Annotated in this window: 16 protein-coding genes and 1 pseudogene; 9 read left to right on the top strand and 8 right to left on the bottom strand. The window is 74.7% G+C overall.

All coding sequences use genetic code 11. The features are described 5' to 3' along the window. Positions 1 to 8: 8 nt before the first annotated feature. Complete coding sequence (locus BX266_RS07455; RefSeq protein WP_099898112.1) at positions 9 to 551, bottom strand: PTS fructose transporter subunit IIA; 543 nt, start codon at positions 549 to 551, stop codon at positions 9 to 11. A 235-nt stretch (positions 552 to 786) separates the two neighbouring features. Here BX266_RS07455 and BX266_RS07450 point away from each other — a divergent pair, with 235 nt between their 5' ends. The 4 genes from BX266_RS07450 to BX266_RS40765 all read left to right on the top strand — a co-directional run bounded on the left by BX266_RS07450 (position 787) and on the right by BX266_RS40765 (position 3,528). After that, complete coding sequence (locus BX266_RS07450; RefSeq protein ID WP_099898111.1) at positions 787 to 1,029, top strand: DUF397 domain-containing protein; 243 nt, start codon at positions 787 to 789, stop codon at positions 1,027 to 1,029. Between the two features lie 714 nt (positions 1,030 to 1,743). Then, entirely contained in the window at positions 1,744 to 2,241 is a 498-nt protein-coding gene (locus BX266_RS07445) for a hypothetical protein (RefSeq protein WP_099898110.1), read from the top strand. A 5-nt stretch (positions 2,242 to 2,246) separates the two neighbouring features. Further along, positions 2,247 to 2,324, top strand: coding sequence for a putative leader peptide (locus BX266_RS41130; protein WP_399171232.1), 78 nt, complete (start codon positions 2,247 to 2,249; stop codon positions 2,322 to 2,324). Positions 2,325 to 2,376: 52 nt separating this feature from the next. Next, positions 2,377 to 3,528 (top strand): acyl-CoA dehydrogenase family protein, encoded by a 1,152-nt coding sequence (locus BX266_RS40765; protein ID WP_099898109.1) that lies wholly within the window; start codon positions 2,377 to 2,379, stop codon positions 3,526 to 3,528. A gap of 7 nt (positions 3,529 to 3,535) precedes the next feature. Here the strand turns inward: BX266_RS40765 and BX266_RS07435 are convergent, their stop codons facing one another. After that, the gene (locus tag BX266_RS07435) at positions 3,536 to 4,633 is read right to left on the bottom strand and encodes an aminoglycoside phosphotransferase family protein (protein ID WP_259464595.1); all 1,098 of its coding nucleotides are present in this window, start codon (positions 4,631 to 4,633) and stop codon (positions 3,536 to 3,538) included. 480 nt (positions 4,634 to 5,113) lie between these two features. Here BX266_RS07435 and BX266_RS07430 point away from each other — a divergent pair, with 480 nt between their 5' ends. From BX266_RS07430 to BX266_RS07420, 3 genes are all read left to right on the top strand, one after another. Continuing rightward, positions 5,114 to 6,598, top strand: coding sequence for a hypothetical protein (locus BX266_RS07430; protein ID WP_099898108.1), 1,485 nt, complete (start codon positions 5,114 to 5,116; stop codon positions 6,596 to 6,598). Between the two features lie 264 nt (positions 6,599 to 6,862). Then, a complete protein-coding gene (locus BX266_RS07425) occupies positions 6,863 to 8,290 on the top strand; it encodes a HEAT repeat domain-containing protein (RefSeq protein WP_099898107.1) in 1,428 nt (475 codons plus the stop codon). A 9-nt stretch (positions 8,291 to 8,299) separates the two neighbouring features. Then, positions 8,300 to 9,025, top strand: a complete 726-nt coding sequence (locus BX266_RS07420; protein WP_099898106.1) for a DUF1775 domain-containing protein — start codon at positions 8,300 to 8,302, stop codon at positions 9,023 to 9,025. A 28-nt stretch (positions 9,026 to 9,053) separates the two neighbouring features. Here BX266_RS07420 and BX266_RS38410 read toward each other — a convergent pair whose 3' ends face one another. The 4 genes from BX266_RS38410 to BX266_RS07405 form a co-directional block, all read right to left on the bottom strand. After that, the gene (locus BX266_RS38410) at positions 9,054 to 9,209 is read right to left on the bottom strand and encodes a hypothetical protein (protein WP_180290408.1); all 156 of its coding nucleotides are present in this window, start codon (positions 9,207 to 9,209) and stop codon (positions 9,054 to 9,056) included. A 273-nt stretch (positions 9,210 to 9,482) separates the two neighbouring features. After that, positions 9,483 to 9,932, bottom strand: a complete 450-nt coding sequence (locus BX266_RS07415; RefSeq protein WP_099898105.1) for a VOC family protein — start codon at positions 9,930 to 9,932, stop codon at positions 9,483 to 9,485. Positions 9,933 to 10,051: 119 nt separating this feature from the next. Further along, positions 10,052 to 10,894, bottom strand: a complete 843-nt coding sequence (locus tag BX266_RS07410) for an undecaprenyl-diphosphate phosphatase (RefSeq protein ID WP_218969328.1) — start codon at positions 10,892 to 10,894, stop codon at positions 10,052 to 10,054. Positions 10,895 to 11,265: 371 nt separating this feature from the next. Then, positions 11,266 to 11,844: a GNAT family N-acetyltransferase gene (locus BX266_RS07405; protein ID WP_099898103.1), complete on the bottom strand. Its 579-nt coding sequence runs from the start codon at positions 11,842 to 11,844 to the stop codon at positions 11,266 to 11,268. A gap of 166 nt (positions 11,845 to 12,010) precedes the next feature. On the opposite strand from BX266_RS07405, the gene BX266_RS07400 reads away from it, so the two are divergent. Next, entirely contained in the window at positions 12,011 to 12,847 is an 837-nt protein-coding gene (locus BX266_RS07400) for an EamA family transporter (RefSeq protein WP_099898102.1), read from the top strand. A gap of 149 nt (positions 12,848 to 12,996) precedes the next feature. After that, the gene (locus BX266_RS07395) at positions 12,997 to 13,698 is read left to right on the top strand and encodes a B3/4 domain-containing protein (RefSeq protein WP_099898101.1); all 702 of its coding nucleotides are present in this window, start codon (positions 12,997 to 12,999) and stop codon (positions 13,696 to 13,698) included. Between the two features lie 497 nt (positions 13,699 to 14,195). Here BX266_RS07395 and BX266_RS07390 read toward each other — a convergent pair whose 3' ends face one another. Continuing rightward, a complete protein-coding gene (locus BX266_RS07390; RefSeq protein WP_107490710.1) occupies positions 14,196 to 15,170 on the bottom strand; it encodes a DNA gyrase subunit B in 975 nt (324 codons plus the stop codon). A 241-nt stretch (positions 15,171 to 15,411) separates the two neighbouring features. Then, positions 15,412 to 16,175, bottom strand: a pseudogene (locus tag BX266_RS07385) (LamB/YcsF family protein). Positions 16,176 to 16,376 lie beyond the last annotated feature (201 nt).

Below are 16,376 nucleotides of genomic sequence, written 5' to 3'. Positions count from 1 at the left end.
GCCGGGCGTCAGCGCTTCGGACGACGCCCGGTCTCCTCCGCCGCGTCCAGCACCGCCGCCAGGTCGCCGCCGGCCGTCGCGGTCGCCACCGCCGCCACCGCGCCCTCCACGAACGGGGCGTCCGCGAACCGCACCGGGAACGGCAGTCCGTGCTCGTCGGCCTGCGACAGCAGCGCCAGCACCGTCTGCACCGCGTCCTCCAGGTCGCAGAGCACCGCCACCCCGTGGCCCTGGTCGACCCGGCGGGCCGCCGCGGCCACCAGCACCGCGCTGGCGCCCGGCCCGTCGCCCAGCGAACCGCCGGTCGAGGTGACCGGCGCCGGATCGTCCGACTCCGCCAGGGCCAGCGTCAGCGCCCGCACCGCGTCCGCGAGTCCGAGGCTGTGCGACACCAGCACCACTCCGACCCGGCCGTGCCCGATCGGCCGGGTCGGGCGCGGTACGGCCGGCGCGGGCGCGGTCACCGTGCCCGTCGCAGCGCCCACCGGCGGGGCCGACGGCGCGGTGGTGATCGGGATGACGTCGGCGCGGCTGCGGTCCCGCTGGTCCATCGGCTGCTCCCCGGGCGGTGGCTGACTGCTCGTCACCCATCCTCACCCGCGCCGGGGCCGGGAGCGGGCCAATAGCACAGGTGTCGGCGCGGCACGGCCGGAACGGCCCATCTCCACCGCCGGGCGGGCGCGCCGCGGGCGATCCGCCGATCCGGGCCCGCGCCGTGGCTAGGCTGGCCGCCGCAGCACCGTGGGGCCGAGCACCGTGGGCCCGGGCACAGGAGGAGGGGTCGGCATGACGGCACAGGCGGCGGACGACCGGCGCAAGATCGAGCTGGACGTGAGCGGCGCCCGCTGGCAGTCCGCGGGCGGCGACGGGACGGGCGTGCAGATCGCCTTCGTCGACGGCTGCATCGCGATGCGCAACGGCGCGGAACCCGACGGCCCGGCGCTGATCTTCACCCCGGCCGAGTGGCGGGCCTTCGTGCTGGGCGCCCGGGACGGCGAATTCGACCCGAACCGGCCGGTCGGCGGCTGAGCTCCCGCACCCCCCGGCAGCCCTCCGTTCACCCGACGGTCACCGGGCCCGGCCTGGTCAGCGGCCCGTCGGCCCGGTGGCGGGCGGACGGAGCGGGGCGCTCGCGCAGGTGACGGGCGGGCATACACCCAGGTTACGAAAGAGTTCTGATGGGCCGAAACTTGTTGACTGGTCGACAAGGGGCGCAGCAGAGTATGAGCAGGCAGACGCCGTGCCAACCGCCCCCACGCGGTATTGGCACGGCGCCCGCTGTGCTGCCCGTCACCGGCGCCGATGACGGGCCCTCCCACCCCGTGCCGCACAGGGGTGCGGCAGCCGTCGCAACGGGAGTGGCCCCTGGAGGGAGAGCTACTCCCCGGCAGGGCCGACCCGGATTCCGCACGCCCCCACGCGGCGGTGATCCGGGCAAGGTTCGCGAACGCGACGGCAAGGGCCCCGCGAACCTGGCTTGTGTGTTCTGTGGCTCGTCGAAGAACCATTGAAGCAGCAAATGGTGCTTGGATTTCACACGACCACGAGCGCAGTGAGGGAATGCGCGCAAGGCACGCTGCGACGAACCGCTCCCTGTGGATCTCGCCCCGGAGCGGCCGTCGTGCTGAACCGAACGTAGCCCGGTTGGTTGCTCAGAGTCAACATTGGTCCCTGAGCGTAGATCTCGGCCTGATCGCGGACCCGCTCAACGGCCGCTACCCGCCGGGCACGTACGATGGGCGCATGTCTTTTCTCCGCCGACGCTCCGGCCAGCCCGCCGGCCCGGACTTCGACGTACTGGCGATGGACCCGGGCGACTGGCCCGGGCTGTTCGGGGCCATGATCATGACCGGCTCCGACGGTTCCTGCCAAGGGATTTTCCTGCGCTACGACCTGCTCGGCGGCCGCGGCCCGGCCATGCTGATCGGCAACCTCCCGCAGGGATCGCCCGCCCGCGACAGCGAGGACGGCGTGCCGTTCGAAGTCCGCCAACTGCTCGCGGCCCTGGAGAACGACGAGCCGGTGGACTTCGTCTCCGCCGAGGACTTCCCGGTCATGCTCGGCGACGACCTGCTGATCGTCCGGAAGGTCAAGGTCAGCGAGGAGCGCCTCTACTGCTCCCAGTTCGGCCGCAGCGACGACGTCCAGGTCACCATCGCCTCGTGGGACCGGCCGATTTCGGACGATCTCTACCAGCTGCTGAAGCCGCTCCCCGCGGAGATGTTCCAGCAGGACCAGTAGCCGAGATGACCCGGCCGCTGCTCACCCGCCGCCTGCACGTGGACCTCCGGCGCACCGCCGGCGCGGTCTGTCCGGCCTCCTGAACACCCGTCAGGACGCCCGACACCCACGCCGCCCCGCCCGGAGGCCACCGCCATGACCCGCACCGCAGCGCAGCCGAACGTCCCCGCACCCGGCACCGCCGGCACCGAGTCCACCGACCGGGCCGCCCTCGACCGGGCGCTCGCCCGGCTGCCCCGGGTGGTCGACCTGCTCGCCGCCCGCGCCGCCGAACACGACCGCGACGGCACCTTCCCGTACCAGGGCGTCGAAGCCGTCCACGAAGCCGGCCTGCTCACCCTGACGATCGGTCAGCGGCACGGCGGCCCCGGCGCCGGACTCGCCGACACCGTCCGGGTGCTGGCCCGACTCGGCCGCGGCGACGCCTCGGTGGCCCTGCTCGCCGCGCACACCCTGCTGCACCACGCCGAACAGGCACGCACCGCCCCCTGGCCCGCCGCGCTCTACCGGCGGCTGCTCACCGAATCCCGGCGCGGCCCCGCCCTGGTCGGCACCCTGCGCGCCCCCGCCGGCCGGCCGCCCGGCGTCACCGCCCGCTGGCACGGCAGCGCCTGGCAGCTGAGCGGCCGCGCCACCCACTGCCCCGGCGCGGAAGCCCTCGCCTGGCTCGCCGTCGAGGCCCGCACCACCGAGACCCAGCCCCGCACCGGCCTGTTCCTGGTCCGCGCCGACAGCGCGGGGCTGGAAATCGACCCCGCCGCCGACCAGCTCGGCCTGCGCGCCGCGGCCGGCCACGACGTCCTGCTGGAGGACGCCCGGGTCGGCGCCGACGCCGCGGTGCTGCCCCGCGGGCCGGGCGCCGGGCCCGGGCCGGTCGACCGGGTCTCCGACGCGTGGCGCCAACTCGCCCTCGCCGCGGTCCTGCTGGGCACCGCCCGGGCCGCCCTCGACTGGTCCGCGGGCCGGCTGCGCGGCAGCACCGCGCACCGCCGCCCGCTCGGCGAACTCGACGCGGCGCTCACCGGCGCCGAGGAGCTCGTCCACGGCCTGGCCGCCCGCACCGACACCGACCCGGCGGCCGCCGACCGCGCGCCCGCCGTCCAACTGCTGGCCGCCCGCACCGCGGGCGACACCGTACAGCGCGCCCTCACCCTCACCGGCAGCGCCGGCCTCGACCGCCGCCAACCGCTGGAACGTCACCTGCGCGACACCCTCAGCCTTCGCACCCAACTGCCCGCCGAGGACACCGTGCTGGACGCCCTCGGCCGGGCGTTGCTGGGCGACTGACCACCCGTCAGCGGGTGCCGACGGCCGCGCGGACCGCGCGGCGGGCCAGCGCCGCGTCGTCGTACAGCCGGCGGATCATGATCCGCTGCTCCTCGCCCGCACCCGGCACGTCGTGCAGCCGCAGCTCGCGCATCAGCACCAGGACCAGGTTCACCAGGAACGCGTCCCGCGCCAAGGTGCCGCCGGACTGGGCGAGTTGACTGATCTGGCGGCGCGCCGCGGTGTCGCCCGACAGCACGCTCCAGAGCACCGCCAGGTCGTAGCCCGGCAGGTACCAGCCGGCCTGCTCCCAGTCCAGCAGCACCGGACCCGACGGGGCCAGCAGGATGTTGCCCAGCAGCGCGTCACCGTGGTTCAGCTGCCACGGCACCGAGGCCAGGCCGTGCAGCAGGCCCCGCAGGTCGCCCGCGTCCCGGTCGGTCAGCAGGCCCACCGAGTGGAACCGGGCGATCTCGGTCTGGTAGTCCAGCGGCTTGCCGAACACGTCCGTCGGCGGCCGCCACAGGTTCAGCGTTCGCACCGAACCCAGCACCGCCCGCACCTCGCCCGGCGTCGGCGCGTTCACCGGGTGCCGCTCGCGGGCCGCCGGCCGGCCCGGCACCCGCTCCAGCACCAGCACGCAGCGGTCGTGGTCGGCCGCCACCAGCCGCGGCAGCCGGACCGGCGGGCGGTGCCGCACGAACGCCCGGTACACCGCCACCTCGTGGTGGAAGCGCTCCACCAGCTGCTCCGCCTGCGCGCTGCGCAGCGCCCCCGGCGCCAGGCACTTCGCCACCACCGGGGCGCGGCCGATGGTGCCCGCGATCAGGATGTGCCGGCTGCCCTCCCGCAGCACCTGCCGCGGCAGGAACGCGGGACATATCCGCGCCACGTTGGCCAGCACCGCGCGCACCGCCGGGGTCTGCAGCGCGGCCGGATCCACCCGGTCGACGAACGCCTCCGGGGCGCGGCCCACGGCCGGCCTGCCGAGCCTGCCGGCCTGCTCCGGCATCGGACGGGTCACCAGGGTGGTGCGCCCGCGCGGGTCGCGCAGTTCGGCGGCGCGCGGGGCGGGACGGCCCGAACCGGCGGTCGGCGGGCGCAGACCGGGGCGCGACTGGCGCACGGGTGCGGCCTCCGCTCCGATCGGGGCCGAGGGGCGGGTTCCGGAACTGGCTGTGGAGTACATGAGCGGGTGAGGGTCCTTCCTGGCCGGCGGCAAAGCTTCGGGTGGCCCGGTTCTGTTGGGGTCGGGCCGCCGGGTGGGGCGCGGGCGCCGGGCACGGAGCCGGTCCGCCGGAGACGTCCGCACCCTGGGGAAGTGCGTCCGCTCCGACCGCCGTGCCATGCCCGGCGCCCCCGCGCCACCCATCCGCGCCACCCCCCGGACCGCTGGGTCCGGGAGGCCTCCTGACGGGCCGTCGGGTCGAGGTCCGGGCCGGTCGGGGGCTGTTCCGACGTGAAGTCGGGGTGGCGCATACCTACCTGACACCCGATCGGCACTGGCACACCACGTAGCGCACCCTGGCGAACCATGGCGAATGGTCGCTTGGCATGTGACAGAGCCACTACTGTCACTTTCAGCCGAGGAACCTGGGGGCTTCAGTTGAGCAAGGGGCCGAACACCAGACTGGCCGACCACTTCGCCCTGACCGGATGGTCGAAGGGCGAGCTGGCGCGGCTGGTCAACCGGCGCGGTGCGGCACTGGGCGAGCAGCAGCTGTCCACCGACACCTCCCGGGTCCGGCGCTGGATCGAGCACGGCGAGATCCCGCGCGACCCGGTGCCGAGGGTGCTGGCCGCCGTGTTCACGGAGCGGCTCGGCCGTGTCGTCACCACCGAGGACCTCGGTCTCGAACGACACCGGCCCACCAGGTCCGGCAGCACGGCAGCACCGCCGAGGGATCCCTGGGTACCGGATCGGACGGCCGCGGTCCTCACCGAGTTCACGGGAATGGACCTCATGCTGAACAGACGCGGACTGGTCGGCGCCTCCGCGGCCCTCGCGGCCGGCGCGGTCATCGCCGACAACCTGCACGACTGGCTGACCGGAGGGGCCGTCGCCGAGGCGGCCGCCCGCCCCGGCCCCCGCCACGTCCTCACCCAGGGCGGCCCCCGCCCCCTCTCCGACGTCTACGAACCCGGGCCGGTCGGCGACGACGAGGTCCTCGCCCTGGAACGCTCCGTCGAGGTGTTCCGCGCCTGGGACGCCTCCCGCGGCGGCGGACTCCAGCGCAAGGCCGTGGTCGGCCAGCTCAACGAGGTCGGCGGCCTGCTCACCCACGGCCACCCGCCCGCGCTGGAACGCCGGCTGTGGACGGTCGCCGCCAACCTCGCGGTGCTGGCCGGCTGGATGTCGCACGACGTCGGCCTCGAACCCACCGCCCAGCGCTACTTCGTGATCGCCGCGCAGGCCGCCAAGGAGGCCGACGACCGCCCCCGGGCCGGCGAGGCGATCTCCCGCGCGGCCCGCCAGATGCTCCACCTCGGCCGGGCCGACGACGCCCTCGAACTGATGCAGCTGGCCAACGCCAGCGCCGGCCCCGGCGACGGCGCGCAGCCCCGCACCCGCGCCATGCTGCACACCGTCGAGGCCTGGGCGCAGGCCTCGCTCGGCCGCTCCGAAGCCACCCGCCGGGTCCTCGGCGAGGCCGAGGAGCTCTTCGTCCAGGACGCTCCCGAGCCCGCCCCCAGCTGGATGCAGCTGTTCAACGAGGCCGAACTGCACGGCATGCAGGCCCTGGTCTACCGGACCCTGGCCGAGCACGACCCCGGCGCCGTGCCGCTCGCCACCCGCCACGCCCAGGAGGCCATCCGGCTGCGCCAGCGCACCGGCCGGGAGCGCTCCGCGCTGCTCGACCGGATCACCCTGGCGTCCATCCACTGGATCTCCGGCGAACCCGACGAGGCCCAGGTACAGGCGAAGCTCGCCCTCGTCTCGATCAACGACACCTCCTCCAAGCGCACCTGGGACCGGCTGCGCGAGATGTACCGGCTCTCCACCCGCTACCAGGGGCTGCCCGCCGTCGCCGAACTCCGCGAGCAGATCCACGCCGCGCTCCCCGCCCCGCGGACGCCGCGGCCGATCTGACCGCCGCGGCGGCCCCGAGAGGAGAACGGGACACTCGTCACAATCAGGAAAGGGCAGACGCACCGCCCGGAACCGGTCGATCCGGTACGGACGGGCCGTTGTTCGAGCCGGTCACGGCGTCGAATCCCGTTGCCCTGTGTGCAGATCGGCCACCCAGGCGGTAACCTTCGGTGATTCCGGCGCCCGGGCGCCTGAGCTGTGCCAACCGACCCCGGCGACGGAAATCCCGTTGCCACGACGACCGCCGCAACGGATGCTGACCTCATGTTCGAGCCAGTGATAGCGCCCAGCGCCAGCCTCCTCGGCCTCCTGCAGAGAGGCCGCGGAGACGGGCAGCTGCATGCGTTGGCCGCAGACCGCGACGAGGCGATCGCCGCCGTCGAGAGTTGCGTGACCAACGATCCCCGCGCCGACTGGCAGGTCGAGAACCGCTCCTTGTACTACGCGCGGCTCTACATGGAGCTCGAGGCCCCCCTCACCGGCCTCGAACTCCACCTCCACTCGCCCGAGGACGACGTCGACAACGACGAGGCCCGCACCGGCCTCGCCCTCGCCGTGCTCGGCCACTTGGCCGGCTACGGCCGCCGGGACGCCCTCGACCTGCTGCGCGCCTACACCGCCACCGGGGCCAACTGGGCCTGGGCCCTCGACGAACTCGCCCTGCGCGACTCCGACGAGGCCCTGCTCGCGCTCGCCCCCGCCGTCCTAGGCCGGTTCCCCGCCGATCCGGAGGGCGAGGCCGAGCTGCGCGCCGCCATCCGCGCCGCGTACGAGCCCCGGGTGTGGCGGCTGTGGGCCGTCCACCACCCGCGGGTCGCCGCCGCGAGCGAGCAGTCCCCGTTCGACCTGTGGCAGCGGCAGCTCAACCGCCCCGGCGTCACCCCCGGCTGGTCCACCGCCGACGTGCTCGCCTGGGCCGACCAGGGCGAGGGCACCGACCCGCAGTCGCTGGCCCGCCGGGCCGCCGCCGCGGCCCGCTGCCTGACCGCCGTGGTCCGCCCCGAGGACGCACCCCTGCTGCACGACGCCGCCGCCGACGGGCCGCCCGGCGCCCGCTGCGCAGCGCTCCGCCACCTGGTCGAGCAACGGGACGCCGCGGCCGCCGAGTTCATCGAGACCGCCGCCGCCGACCTGGACCACCGGGTGGTCACCACCGCGCTGGAACTGCTCGGCCGGATGCGAGGTCCCGAGGCGCTCGCGCACGCCCGCCGCTGGGCCGACCCGGCGACCGGCAGCGCGGACAGCGCCCTCGGCCAGGCCGCCGTCCGCCTCCTCGCGGACGCCGGTGACCCGTGCGACGCACCGCTGGTGGTCGCCGCCCTGCACCAGTGGATCTCGCTGAACGGCGTGACCGGCACCGGCCTCGGCAGCCTGGTCGACGGCGTCGGCCGGCTCCGCGCGCACGCCGCGGTCCCCGCCCTGCGGCACGTCTACGGCGAGGCCGCCTCCTCCGAGCTGCGCGGCCGCGCCGCCCAGGCGCTCGCCGTCACCGATCCGTACTTCGGCGAGGGCCCCGCGGTCGAGTGCCTGTGGGACTGCGAGGAGTCCACCCGCGAGCTCGCCGCCACCCATGTCACCACCACCGGTGACGCCCGGGTGCTCGAACGACTGCGCCGACTGGCCGCCGATCCGGCCGAGGAGGCCGAGGTGCACGCCGCCGTGCGCGGCCGCCTCACCGCCCGGGACCGGTAGGGTTCCCCCATGCAGCAGCGATCGCGAGTCCTCCGCCGTGTCCTGGTGCCCGTGGCCGCGCTGGGCCTGGCCCTCGGCGCGGCCGGTACCGCCGCCGCGCACGTCGAGGTCGACTCCTCGACCGCGCAGGCGCTCGCCGTCGGCGCCGAGGTGAGCTTCTCGGCCGAGGGCGAGTCCTCCACCGCGGGGATCACCGACGTCAAGGTCGCGCTGCCCGCGGGCCTGGCCCCCGCCGACGTCACGCTGGTCAAGGCCCCCACCGGCTGGACGCTCACTGCCACCGCCGACGGCTACGCCGTCGCCGGGCCGGCGCTCGCGCCCGGCACGGCCGCCGAGTACACGGTGAAGGTCCGTCAACTCCCGGACGCCGCCTCGGTGGTCTTCAAGACCCTGGTCGACTACTCCGACGGCCACACCGACCGGTGGATCGAACTCCCGCAGGGCGACACCAAGCCGGCCCACCCGGCGCCCGTCCTCGCCCTCCGCCCGGCCGCCGCCGGAGCCACCCCGCTGGCCCCGGCCGCCGCCGGCCCGTCGCCGTCCGCCTCCGCGACGCCCTCGCCGTCGGCTGCCGCACCGTCGACCCCCGCCGTCACCACGGCCTCGGCGGCACCGGCGGCCAAGAAGGACGACGGCGGCACCAGCACCACCGCGATCGTGCTCGGCAGCCTGGCCGGCCTCGCCGTGCTCGGCACCCTGGTCGCCCTGGCCCTCCGCCGCCGCCCGAGCCGGTAGCCGCCGGAGGCGCCCGCCTGCTGCGCGGTCACTCCCGGCTCCGGCGCGCCAACCGGGCCAGGTGGGCGACCAACTCGGCCTCGGGGCCGCGCAGGAGGCGTTCGCGTTCGCGGCCGGTCAGCGCGGCGAGCGGGTCGGCCAGGGCGCGGCGGCGCGGGATGTGGACCAGCGAGCTGCCGAACACCCGGCACTCGGGGCACCAGGCGAAGGCTATGCAGCGCTCGTACGAGCCGGACTCCGGCGGGTGGTAGCGGTGGATGTAGCAGCCGGCGGCACCGCCGCAGGTGGCGCAGGCGCGCCCGGCGTCGGTGGCGACGGTGTGCCAGGACGGGTCCTTCAGCCAGTACGGCCGACGGCCCGGACGCGGTGCTCTTCACGCGGTCGTGCCCGCCATCATGCCGGATCGCCCGACGCGTCCGCAGCCGGCGGGGCGGCGGAGCGCCGGGGTGACGGGCCGTCAGGCGACGCAGAACTCGTTGCCCTCGGGGTCCCGCATGACCCACCAGTGGCCGACGGGGCCCTGGTCGTGCTCCTGGACCCGGGTGGCGCCGAGGGATTCGAGGCGGGTGACGACCGCTTCGAGGTGGCCGTCGGAGTGGATGTCGAGGTGCAGGCGGTTCTTGCCGGTCTTGGGCTCGGGGACGTCCTGGAAGAGGATGCGGCGGCCCTTGCCGATGTCGCTGAGCGGGTCGAACGGGTCGTCGGGGTGGCGGACGGCGGAGTAGCCGCGGAAGAGCTTGCGGCCGCCGCGTTCGGTGACGGCGGCTTCGGGGAGCCGGCCGTCGGCGAGCAGGGAGTCGATCAGGGCGGTGGGGTCCTCGACGCGGTACTCGAGGGCGGCGGCCCAGAACTCGGCGATGGCGGGGGCGTCCGCACTGTCCACGACCAGTTTCCAAGCGAGTGTCATACCGCGATCCAATCAAACGTCAGATCGACTCGGGGGTGGATCCGGGCGGCGTGTCGGGCAACGGCGGAGGGGCGGGCCCCGGAGTCCTCCGGTTCCCGCCCCTCCGGGGTGCGGCTTCGTCAGTGCAGGGCGCCTGCGTCGGGGGCGAGGGTACCGGCGGTGACGAGGGCGATGATGGTGATGCCGAGGAGGATCCGGTAGATGACGAACGGCATGAAGCTGTGGTGGGAGATGTATTTGAGGAACCAGGCGATGGCGGCGTAGCCGACGGCGAAGGCGATGAGGGTGGCGAGGACGGTGGGTCCCCAGGCGGGGGCGGGGCCTTCGCCGATCTTGAGGAGTTCGAGGCCGCCGGAGGCGAGGACGGCGGGGATCGCGAGGAGGAAGGAGTAGCGGGCGGCGGCCTCGCGGCTGTAGCCGAGGAAGAGGCCGGCGCTGATGGTGCCGCCGGAGCGGGAGACGCCGGGGATGAGGGCGAGGGACTGGGCGGCGCCGTAGATGAGGGCGTGGGGGAAGGTGAGGGAGTCGATGCCGCGGGCGTTGCGGACGGCGCGGGAGCGGTCGGCGACGGCGAGGATGACACCGAAGAGGATGAGGGTGGTGCCGATCAGGCGGAGGTCGCGCAGGGTGGTCTCGATGGTGTCCTGGAAGAGCTTGCCGAGGATGCCGATCGGGAGGGTGCCGACGATGACGTACCAGCCGAGTCTGGCGTTGGGGTCGCGGCGCCACTCGGAGCGGAACAGCGAGAGGGTCCAGGCTCTGATGATCGCGCCGATGTCGCGCCGGAAGTAGATGAGCACGGCGGATTCGGTGCCGAGCTGGGTGACGGCGGTGAAGGCGGCGCCGGGGTCGTCCCAGCCGGCGAGGGCGGAGAAGACGCGCAGGTGGGCGCTGGAGGAGACCGGGAGGAATTCGGTCAGGCCCTGGACCAGGCCGAGTACGGCCGCGTGGAACCAGTTGATCACCGGACACCCGCCGCGGATATCTCTCGGTGGCTCAGCATGGCGTGTGTCCTGTTCGTTCGTGGGGTGTCCCGGCGACGCGGGGGTGCCCAGATGATAAGGGCTTCAGGTGTACTTGATCCTACAAACGGGCGGCGGTGAGCAAATCGGATGTACCCGGACAGAAGGTGCAGCCTGCCTGACCCGAAACCCCAACCACCCTTCGCGCCACGGCGGTTCGCGCCCGTAGGGTCCTGATCGCAGCGGTCGGGCAGGAGCGGAGTGCCTGCGAACCGGGGGCGTCAATGGTCTGGACAACTCGTCGTGCACTGGGCGTCGGTCTGGCTTCGCCGCCCATCCTCGGCGCCGCCGGCTGCGGCTCCGGCGCGGCGTCAGTCGCCGACCCGGGCCGCCCACTCGCTGCGGGTCAGCCCGTACACCACGTCGCCCTGCTCGCTGCCCGGGATCGGGTCCGGCCAGTGCGCGAAGAACGTCCGCAGGTGGCGCAGCCCGGTTCGCTCCAGGACCCGGCGGGAGGCGGTGTTGACCGCCATGGTGGTGGCCACCACCCGCTCGGCGCCCAGCTCGGTGAACGCGGCGGTGACCAGGGCGGTGGACGCCTCGGTGGCGAAGCTCCGGCCGCGGGCGGCGGGCAGCAGCCGGTAGCCGAGCTCCAGGCCGCCCGCCGGTCCGTGCTCCAGGCCCACCGAGCGGGCCGGCCGGAGCGCCGCCCACCCCAGGAAACGGCCGTCCCGCTCCACCGCCCAGCAGCCGAGGCCGTCGGGCAGCTCGGCGTACTCGCGCAGCAGGGTCGGCAGCAGCTCGTCCGCGACCCGGTCGGCGGGGATCGGCCGGCCGTCGTCCAGGTATCGCATGACCTCGGGGTCGCCGCACAGCGCGGTGACCGCGGGCAGGTCGGCGGGGGAGAAGCGGCGGAGGACCAGCCGGGCGGTGCGCAGGCGGACGTGCATGGGGCGAGCAGAGCACGTCGGGCGGCGGTGCGGCAAACGCTTTCCCGCTGGGGATCGCGTGGGCTCGGAGTGGGGTCGGAACAACGGCGGAGATCACTATGTTGGTCTGGATCGTGCACCCTGTTGTACCGTTCGAGGCATTCCACACCACCTCCGGGGGACCGTCATGATCGCTCTGCTGCTGGCGCTCGGCAGCTCGCTCGCCTACGGCTGCGCCGACTTCCTCGGCGGCCTGGGCTCGCGCCGCGCGCACGTGCTGCGCACCGTGCTGATCGCCGCGCCCGCCAGCCTGGCCGTCGAACTGCTGATGTGGCCGGTGCTCGGCGCCCGGTTCGGCGCCGGAGCGGTCGGCTGGGGCGCGGCCTCCGGCGCGGCCTCGGCCGGGGCCTTCGCCCTGCTGTACCGGACGCTGGCGATCGGCCCGATGAACGTGCTCTCGCCGGTGACAGCGCTGGTCTCGGCCGTCCTGCCGGTCACCGTCGGCCTGCTTCAGGGCGAGCACCTCGGCGTCGCCGGGCTCGTCGGCCTGCCGCTGGCCCTGGCGGCGGTGGTGCTGGTCAGCGCCGGATCGCCGGACGGCCAGGCCCGGGTGACCCGCCGCGCCCTGCTGCTGGCGTTCGGCGCGGGCACCGCGATCGCCGTCCAGCTGGTCTGCCTGCACCAGGCCCCGTCCGGCAGTGGCATCGCCCCGCTGATCGTCGGACGCGCCGTCACCTCCGCGCTCACCCTGACCGCCGCCGCACTGTGGCGCCGCCGCCTCGGCCCGGAACGCCCCGCGTACGGACTGGCCCTGGCAGCCGGCGTGCTGGACTCCGCCGCCAGCGTGCTGTTCCTCCTGGCCGCCCGCAGCGGCGACCTGACGGTAGTGGCCGTGATCACCGCGCTCTACCCGGCAGGCACCGTCCTGCTGGCCCGAGCCGTCCTCGCGGAGCGCATCCACCGCGGCCAGCTCGCGGGCCTCGGCGCCGCGGCCGTCGCGGTGAGCCTGCTGGCGCTGGCCTGACACAGCCCGAAAGTGAGCCCGTGACGACCGCCCTGCACCCGGCCGTGGCCGTGTCGTTCTCGCGGAGCGCAGCCACCGCGCCGGGGCGCCGGGGCGCAGGGTGCGGCGCCGCGATCCGACCCTCCCCCTTGCCCGAAAGTGAGCCCCTGATGACTGTCCTGCACCTGCACCCGGCCGTGGCGGCGGCCCATCCCGCTGCGCGGATCGCCGTCGTCACCGCTCGCGGTGTCCGCGGCACGGAGCCCTGGCCCGGTACGGAGGCTGCCCTGGTCGTCCTGGAGTCCCTGGTGGCGGAGGGAAGTTGGCGGCCCGCCGACGAGAGCGACCCGCGGGTCGAGGTCTGGCACGCCGCTTACCGCTCGTTCGGTACCAACCCCCGGCGGATCCGTCCCTCGGTCGACGCGCTCGGCCGACGGCTCGCCAAGCAGGGGGTCCTGCCGCGGATCAATCCGGCCGTCGACTCGTACAACGCGGTCTCCGTCCGGCACGGCCTGCCCGCCGGCGCGTTCGACCTGGCTGCCACCGAGGGCGATCCGGTGATCCGGTTCGCCGACGGCACCGAGCGGTTCACGCCCCTCGGCGAACCGGACACCGTCGAGCACCCCAGGCCCGGCGAGGTCGTCTACACCGACGACTCGGGCGTCCTCACCCGCCACTGGAACCACCGCGACGCCCACCGCACCCGGGTCACCGAGCACGCCGTCGACGTCCTGTTCGTGCTGGAGACCCTGCACGCGGATGGACCGGAACTGGACGCCGCCACACAGGAGTTGACCGACCTGCTGACCCCGCACTGCGCGGGCGTCGCGGTGCGCCGGCTGGACGCCCGACACCTGAGCGTCGAGGTCTGACACCGCGTCAACGGGCGGGCGCCGGCCCGCGGTCGAGCCGGGCCGGCAGCTCCCGTCGGACGGCCTCCGCCACCGGGTCACCGTCGGGGCGAGTACCTGCTCGCCGCGCAGGTACTCCTGACGGATGGTCAGTCCGTCGCGCCGCTCCACCGCCGTCAGCCGGTCGGAGAGCGCGTTGACGATGCCGAGGGCTGCCCCGGGTGGGGAGACCGACCGCCGGTCGCCCCACCCGCAGCCGGCCGACAACGCCGTCAACTGCCGTTCGAGCGGGCGCTCGTGGATGCCGTCGTGCTCGACCCGGAGCCCGCCGTCGGCGAGCAGCGCGACCTGCACGCGGCGGCCCCGGCCGGCCAGCACCTCGTCCGCGGCCAGCTCCACCGCGTCGAGCACCAGCCGGTCCCGGCCGCGCTGAGTGGTCGATCCGATGTACATCCCGGGCCGTCTGCGGACCGCTTCGAGCCCGGTCAGCACGATGAGCTGCGAGGCGTCGTAGCCCGTCACCGCCACGCCCCTTCCTCGAGGTGCCGCGCGACGGCCGCGGCGACGCAGGACCGCACGGCCTCGTTGTCGAGCACGTCGCGGCAGGGGCCGGTGAATCGGGCGTCGTCGAGCTTCACCGAGACGATCGCGGTGAGGCCGTCGTACCGGGTGCAGGCGCCGTCGATCAGGCCCTCCACGTGAGTGCCGTGACGGGTGGGGAAGGAGTTGACGAAGGAGAGGACGCGGCGGTCGGGCCCGTCGGAGCGGTGGAGTGCGACCTCCAGGGTTCCGGCGATGGCGGGCTCGTCCTGTTCGAAGGCGAGGGCGTCCGCCGGGTCGCAGCCCAGGTGGGCCAGGTAGTCGCGCAGGCCGCCGGGGGAGCGGAAGTGTTCGGAGCGCTCGCCCTCGGTCAGGGTGAGGTCCAGTTCCCGGTTGAGGAAGGCGAGTTCGCGCAGGCGGTCGGCCAGGGTGTCGAACGACAGCACGGTGGTCTCGAAGATCCCTGGGTCGGGCCGGAAGGTCAGCGCCGCACCGTCGGAATCCGCCATCGGCCCGGCGGCCGCCGCCGGCTCGCCGAACTCGAAGGCGCGGGTGCGGAGTTCACCGTGCTGCCGGTGCCGGACGGTCAGCCGCTCGGAGAGTGCGTTGACCACGAACAGGCCGAGGTCGTAGCGGGAGACCGCGGCGCGGCGGTCGGCGGGCCAGTATCGGGGTTCGAGGTCGGCCAACTGGGCGTCCAGGTCGGCGCCTTCGGGGCTGGTCCAGGTGTCGCCGTCGTGCGTGATCCGGACCGCGCCGTCGGCGAGCAGCGTCACCTGCACGGTGCGGGCCCGGCCGGCCAGGACCTCGTTCACCGTCCGGTCCACGGCCGCCAGCACCAGGCCGTGCAGCCCGCGCCCGCCGGTGCTTCCGACGTACATCCCGGGCCGCTTGCGCACCGCCTCCAGCGGGCCGAGTGGTGGTGTCCGGGCAGCTTCGTACGATTCGGCCATGGCGTCCCCTCCGACCGTCAGGCAGTGCTGCCACCCTAGGGGAAATTCTGGAAAACACCAGGTCAGGGGCGGTTTGGCGAAGCCGTGTAGGGCTCGGCGCGGGGGGTTTCGGAGGGGGGTGGCCGCCACGGGTCGGGGCTGGGCCGGGAGGGTCGCGGGGCATGGCCGGAGGGCCGTCCCGGGGCCTTCCAGGTGCGGCGCGGAGGGTCGAATCCGAGATATTTCTCGGGCCGGCGACCCGTCAGGTGAAGGCCTCGACCCGGACGCCCGCGGTGGCGAGCGCGCCCCTGACGCGCCAGGCGAGTTGGGCCGCTCCGGGGGTGTCGCCGTGCACGCACAGGGAGCGGGCTTCGACGTCGACGGATTCCCCGCCGACGGCGGTGACGGTGCCGTCCCGGGCGATGCCGACGGCGCGGGCGATCACGGCTTCGGGGTCGTGGACGACGGCCTCGGGGTCGCGGCGGGGACGAGGGTGCCGGCCCAGGTGTAGGCGCGGTCGGCGAACGCCTCGGTGACGACCGGGAGTCCGACGCCCTCGGCGACGGTGAGCAGGCGGGAGCCGGGCAGGCCGAGCAGCGGCAGCGGGCCGTCGCAGACCGCGCCGGCCCGCAGCACGCCGGAGACCACCGCTTCGGCCTGCTCGTTGTCGTGGACGACCCGGTTGTAGAGGGCGCCGTGCGGTTTGACGTAGGAGACCCGGGAGCCGGCGGCGCGGGCGAAGACCTGGAGGGCGCCGATCTGGTAGGCGATCTCGTCGGCGAGTTCCTCCGGCGGGACGTCCATGGCGCGGCGGCCGAAGCCGGCGAGGTCGCGGTAGGAGACCTGGGCGCCGATCCGCACCCCGCGTTCGGCGGCCAGGGCGCAGACCCGGCGCATCGTGGACGGGTCGCCGGCGTGGAAGCCGCAGGCGACGTTGGCGCTGGTGACCACGGACAGCAGGGCCTCGTCGTCGGTCAGGCTCCAGCGTCCGAAGCCCTCGCCGAGGTCCGCATTGAGATCGATCACCGCTTCGGCCACTGTGCTTCGTCCGCCCTTTCGCGCGCGGGCCCGCCCCGGGGCCCCGGGTGTCCGCTCCTGGGGGTGATCGTAGGGCCTGATCGTTTCGGCGGGGGCGGTGCCAGGGGGTCGGGCGGCAGGTTTTACCCGACAGGTCGCGCACGGGCGGCGCGGGGGCCACCCGCTCGGCGCAACGGCCGCCGGGGGAGT

Source organism: Streptomyces sp. TLI_171 (assembly GCF_003610255.1).
In the GTDB taxonomy this organism is placed as follows: Bacteria; Actinomycetota; Actinomycetes; order Streptomycetales; family Streptomycetaceae; genus Kitasatospora.
This window is presented reverse-complemented; position numbering and strand designations above follow the sequence as displayed.

What these genes read in the sequence shown, in the direction of transcription:
- BX266_RS07415 (WP_099898105.1), bottom strand. Translation starts at nt 9,932, where the DNA reads ATGACACTCGCTTGGAAACTGGTCGTGGACAGTGCGGACGCCCCCGCC.
- BX266_RS07425 (WP_099898107.1), top strand. Translation starts at nt 6,863, where the DNA reads ATGTTCGAGCCAGTGATAGCGCCCAGCGCCAGCCTCCTCGGCCTCCTG.
- BX266_RS40765 (WP_099898109.1), top strand. Translation starts at nt 2,377, where the DNA reads ATGACCCGCACCGCAGCGCAGCCGAACGTCCCCGCACCCGGCACCGCC.
- BX266_RS07450 (WP_099898111.1), top strand. Translation starts at nt 787, where the DNA reads ATGACGGCACAGGCGGCGGACGACCGGCGCAAGATCGAGCTGGACGTG.
- BX266_RS07420 (WP_099898106.1), top strand. Translation starts at nt 8,300, where the DNA reads ATGCAGCAGCGATCGCGAGTCCTCCGCCGTGTCCTGGTGCCCGTGGCC.
- BX266_RS07445 (WP_099898110.1), top strand. Translation starts at nt 1,744, where the DNA reads ATGTCTTTTCTCCGCCGACGCTCCGGCCAGCCCGCCGGCCCGGACTTC.
- BX266_RS07455 (WP_099898112.1), bottom strand. Translation starts at nt 551, where the DNA reads ATGGACCAGCGGGACCGCAGCCGCGCCGACGTCATCCCGATCACCACC.
- BX266_RS07405 (WP_099898103.1), bottom strand. Translation starts at nt 11,844, where the DNA reads ATGCACGTCCGCCTGCGCACCGCCCGGCTGGTCCTCCGCCGCTTCTCC.
- BX266_RS07390 (WP_107490710.1), bottom strand. Translation starts at nt 15,170, where the DNA reads ATGGCCGAATCGTACGAAGCTGCCCGGACACCACCACTCGGCCCGCTG.
- BX266_RS41130 (WP_399171232.1), top strand. Translation starts at nt 2,247, where the DNA reads ATGACCCGGCCGCTGCTCACCCGCCGCCTGCACGTGGACCTCCGGCGC.
- BX266_RS07395 (WP_099898101.1), top strand. Translation starts at nt 12,997, where the DNA reads ATGACTGTCCTGCACCTGCACCCGGCCGTGGCGGCGGCCCATCCCGCT.
- BX266_RS07400 (WP_099898102.1), top strand. Translation starts at nt 12,011, where the DNA reads ATGATCGCTCTGCTGCTGGCGCTCGGCAGCTCGCTCGCCTACGGCTGC.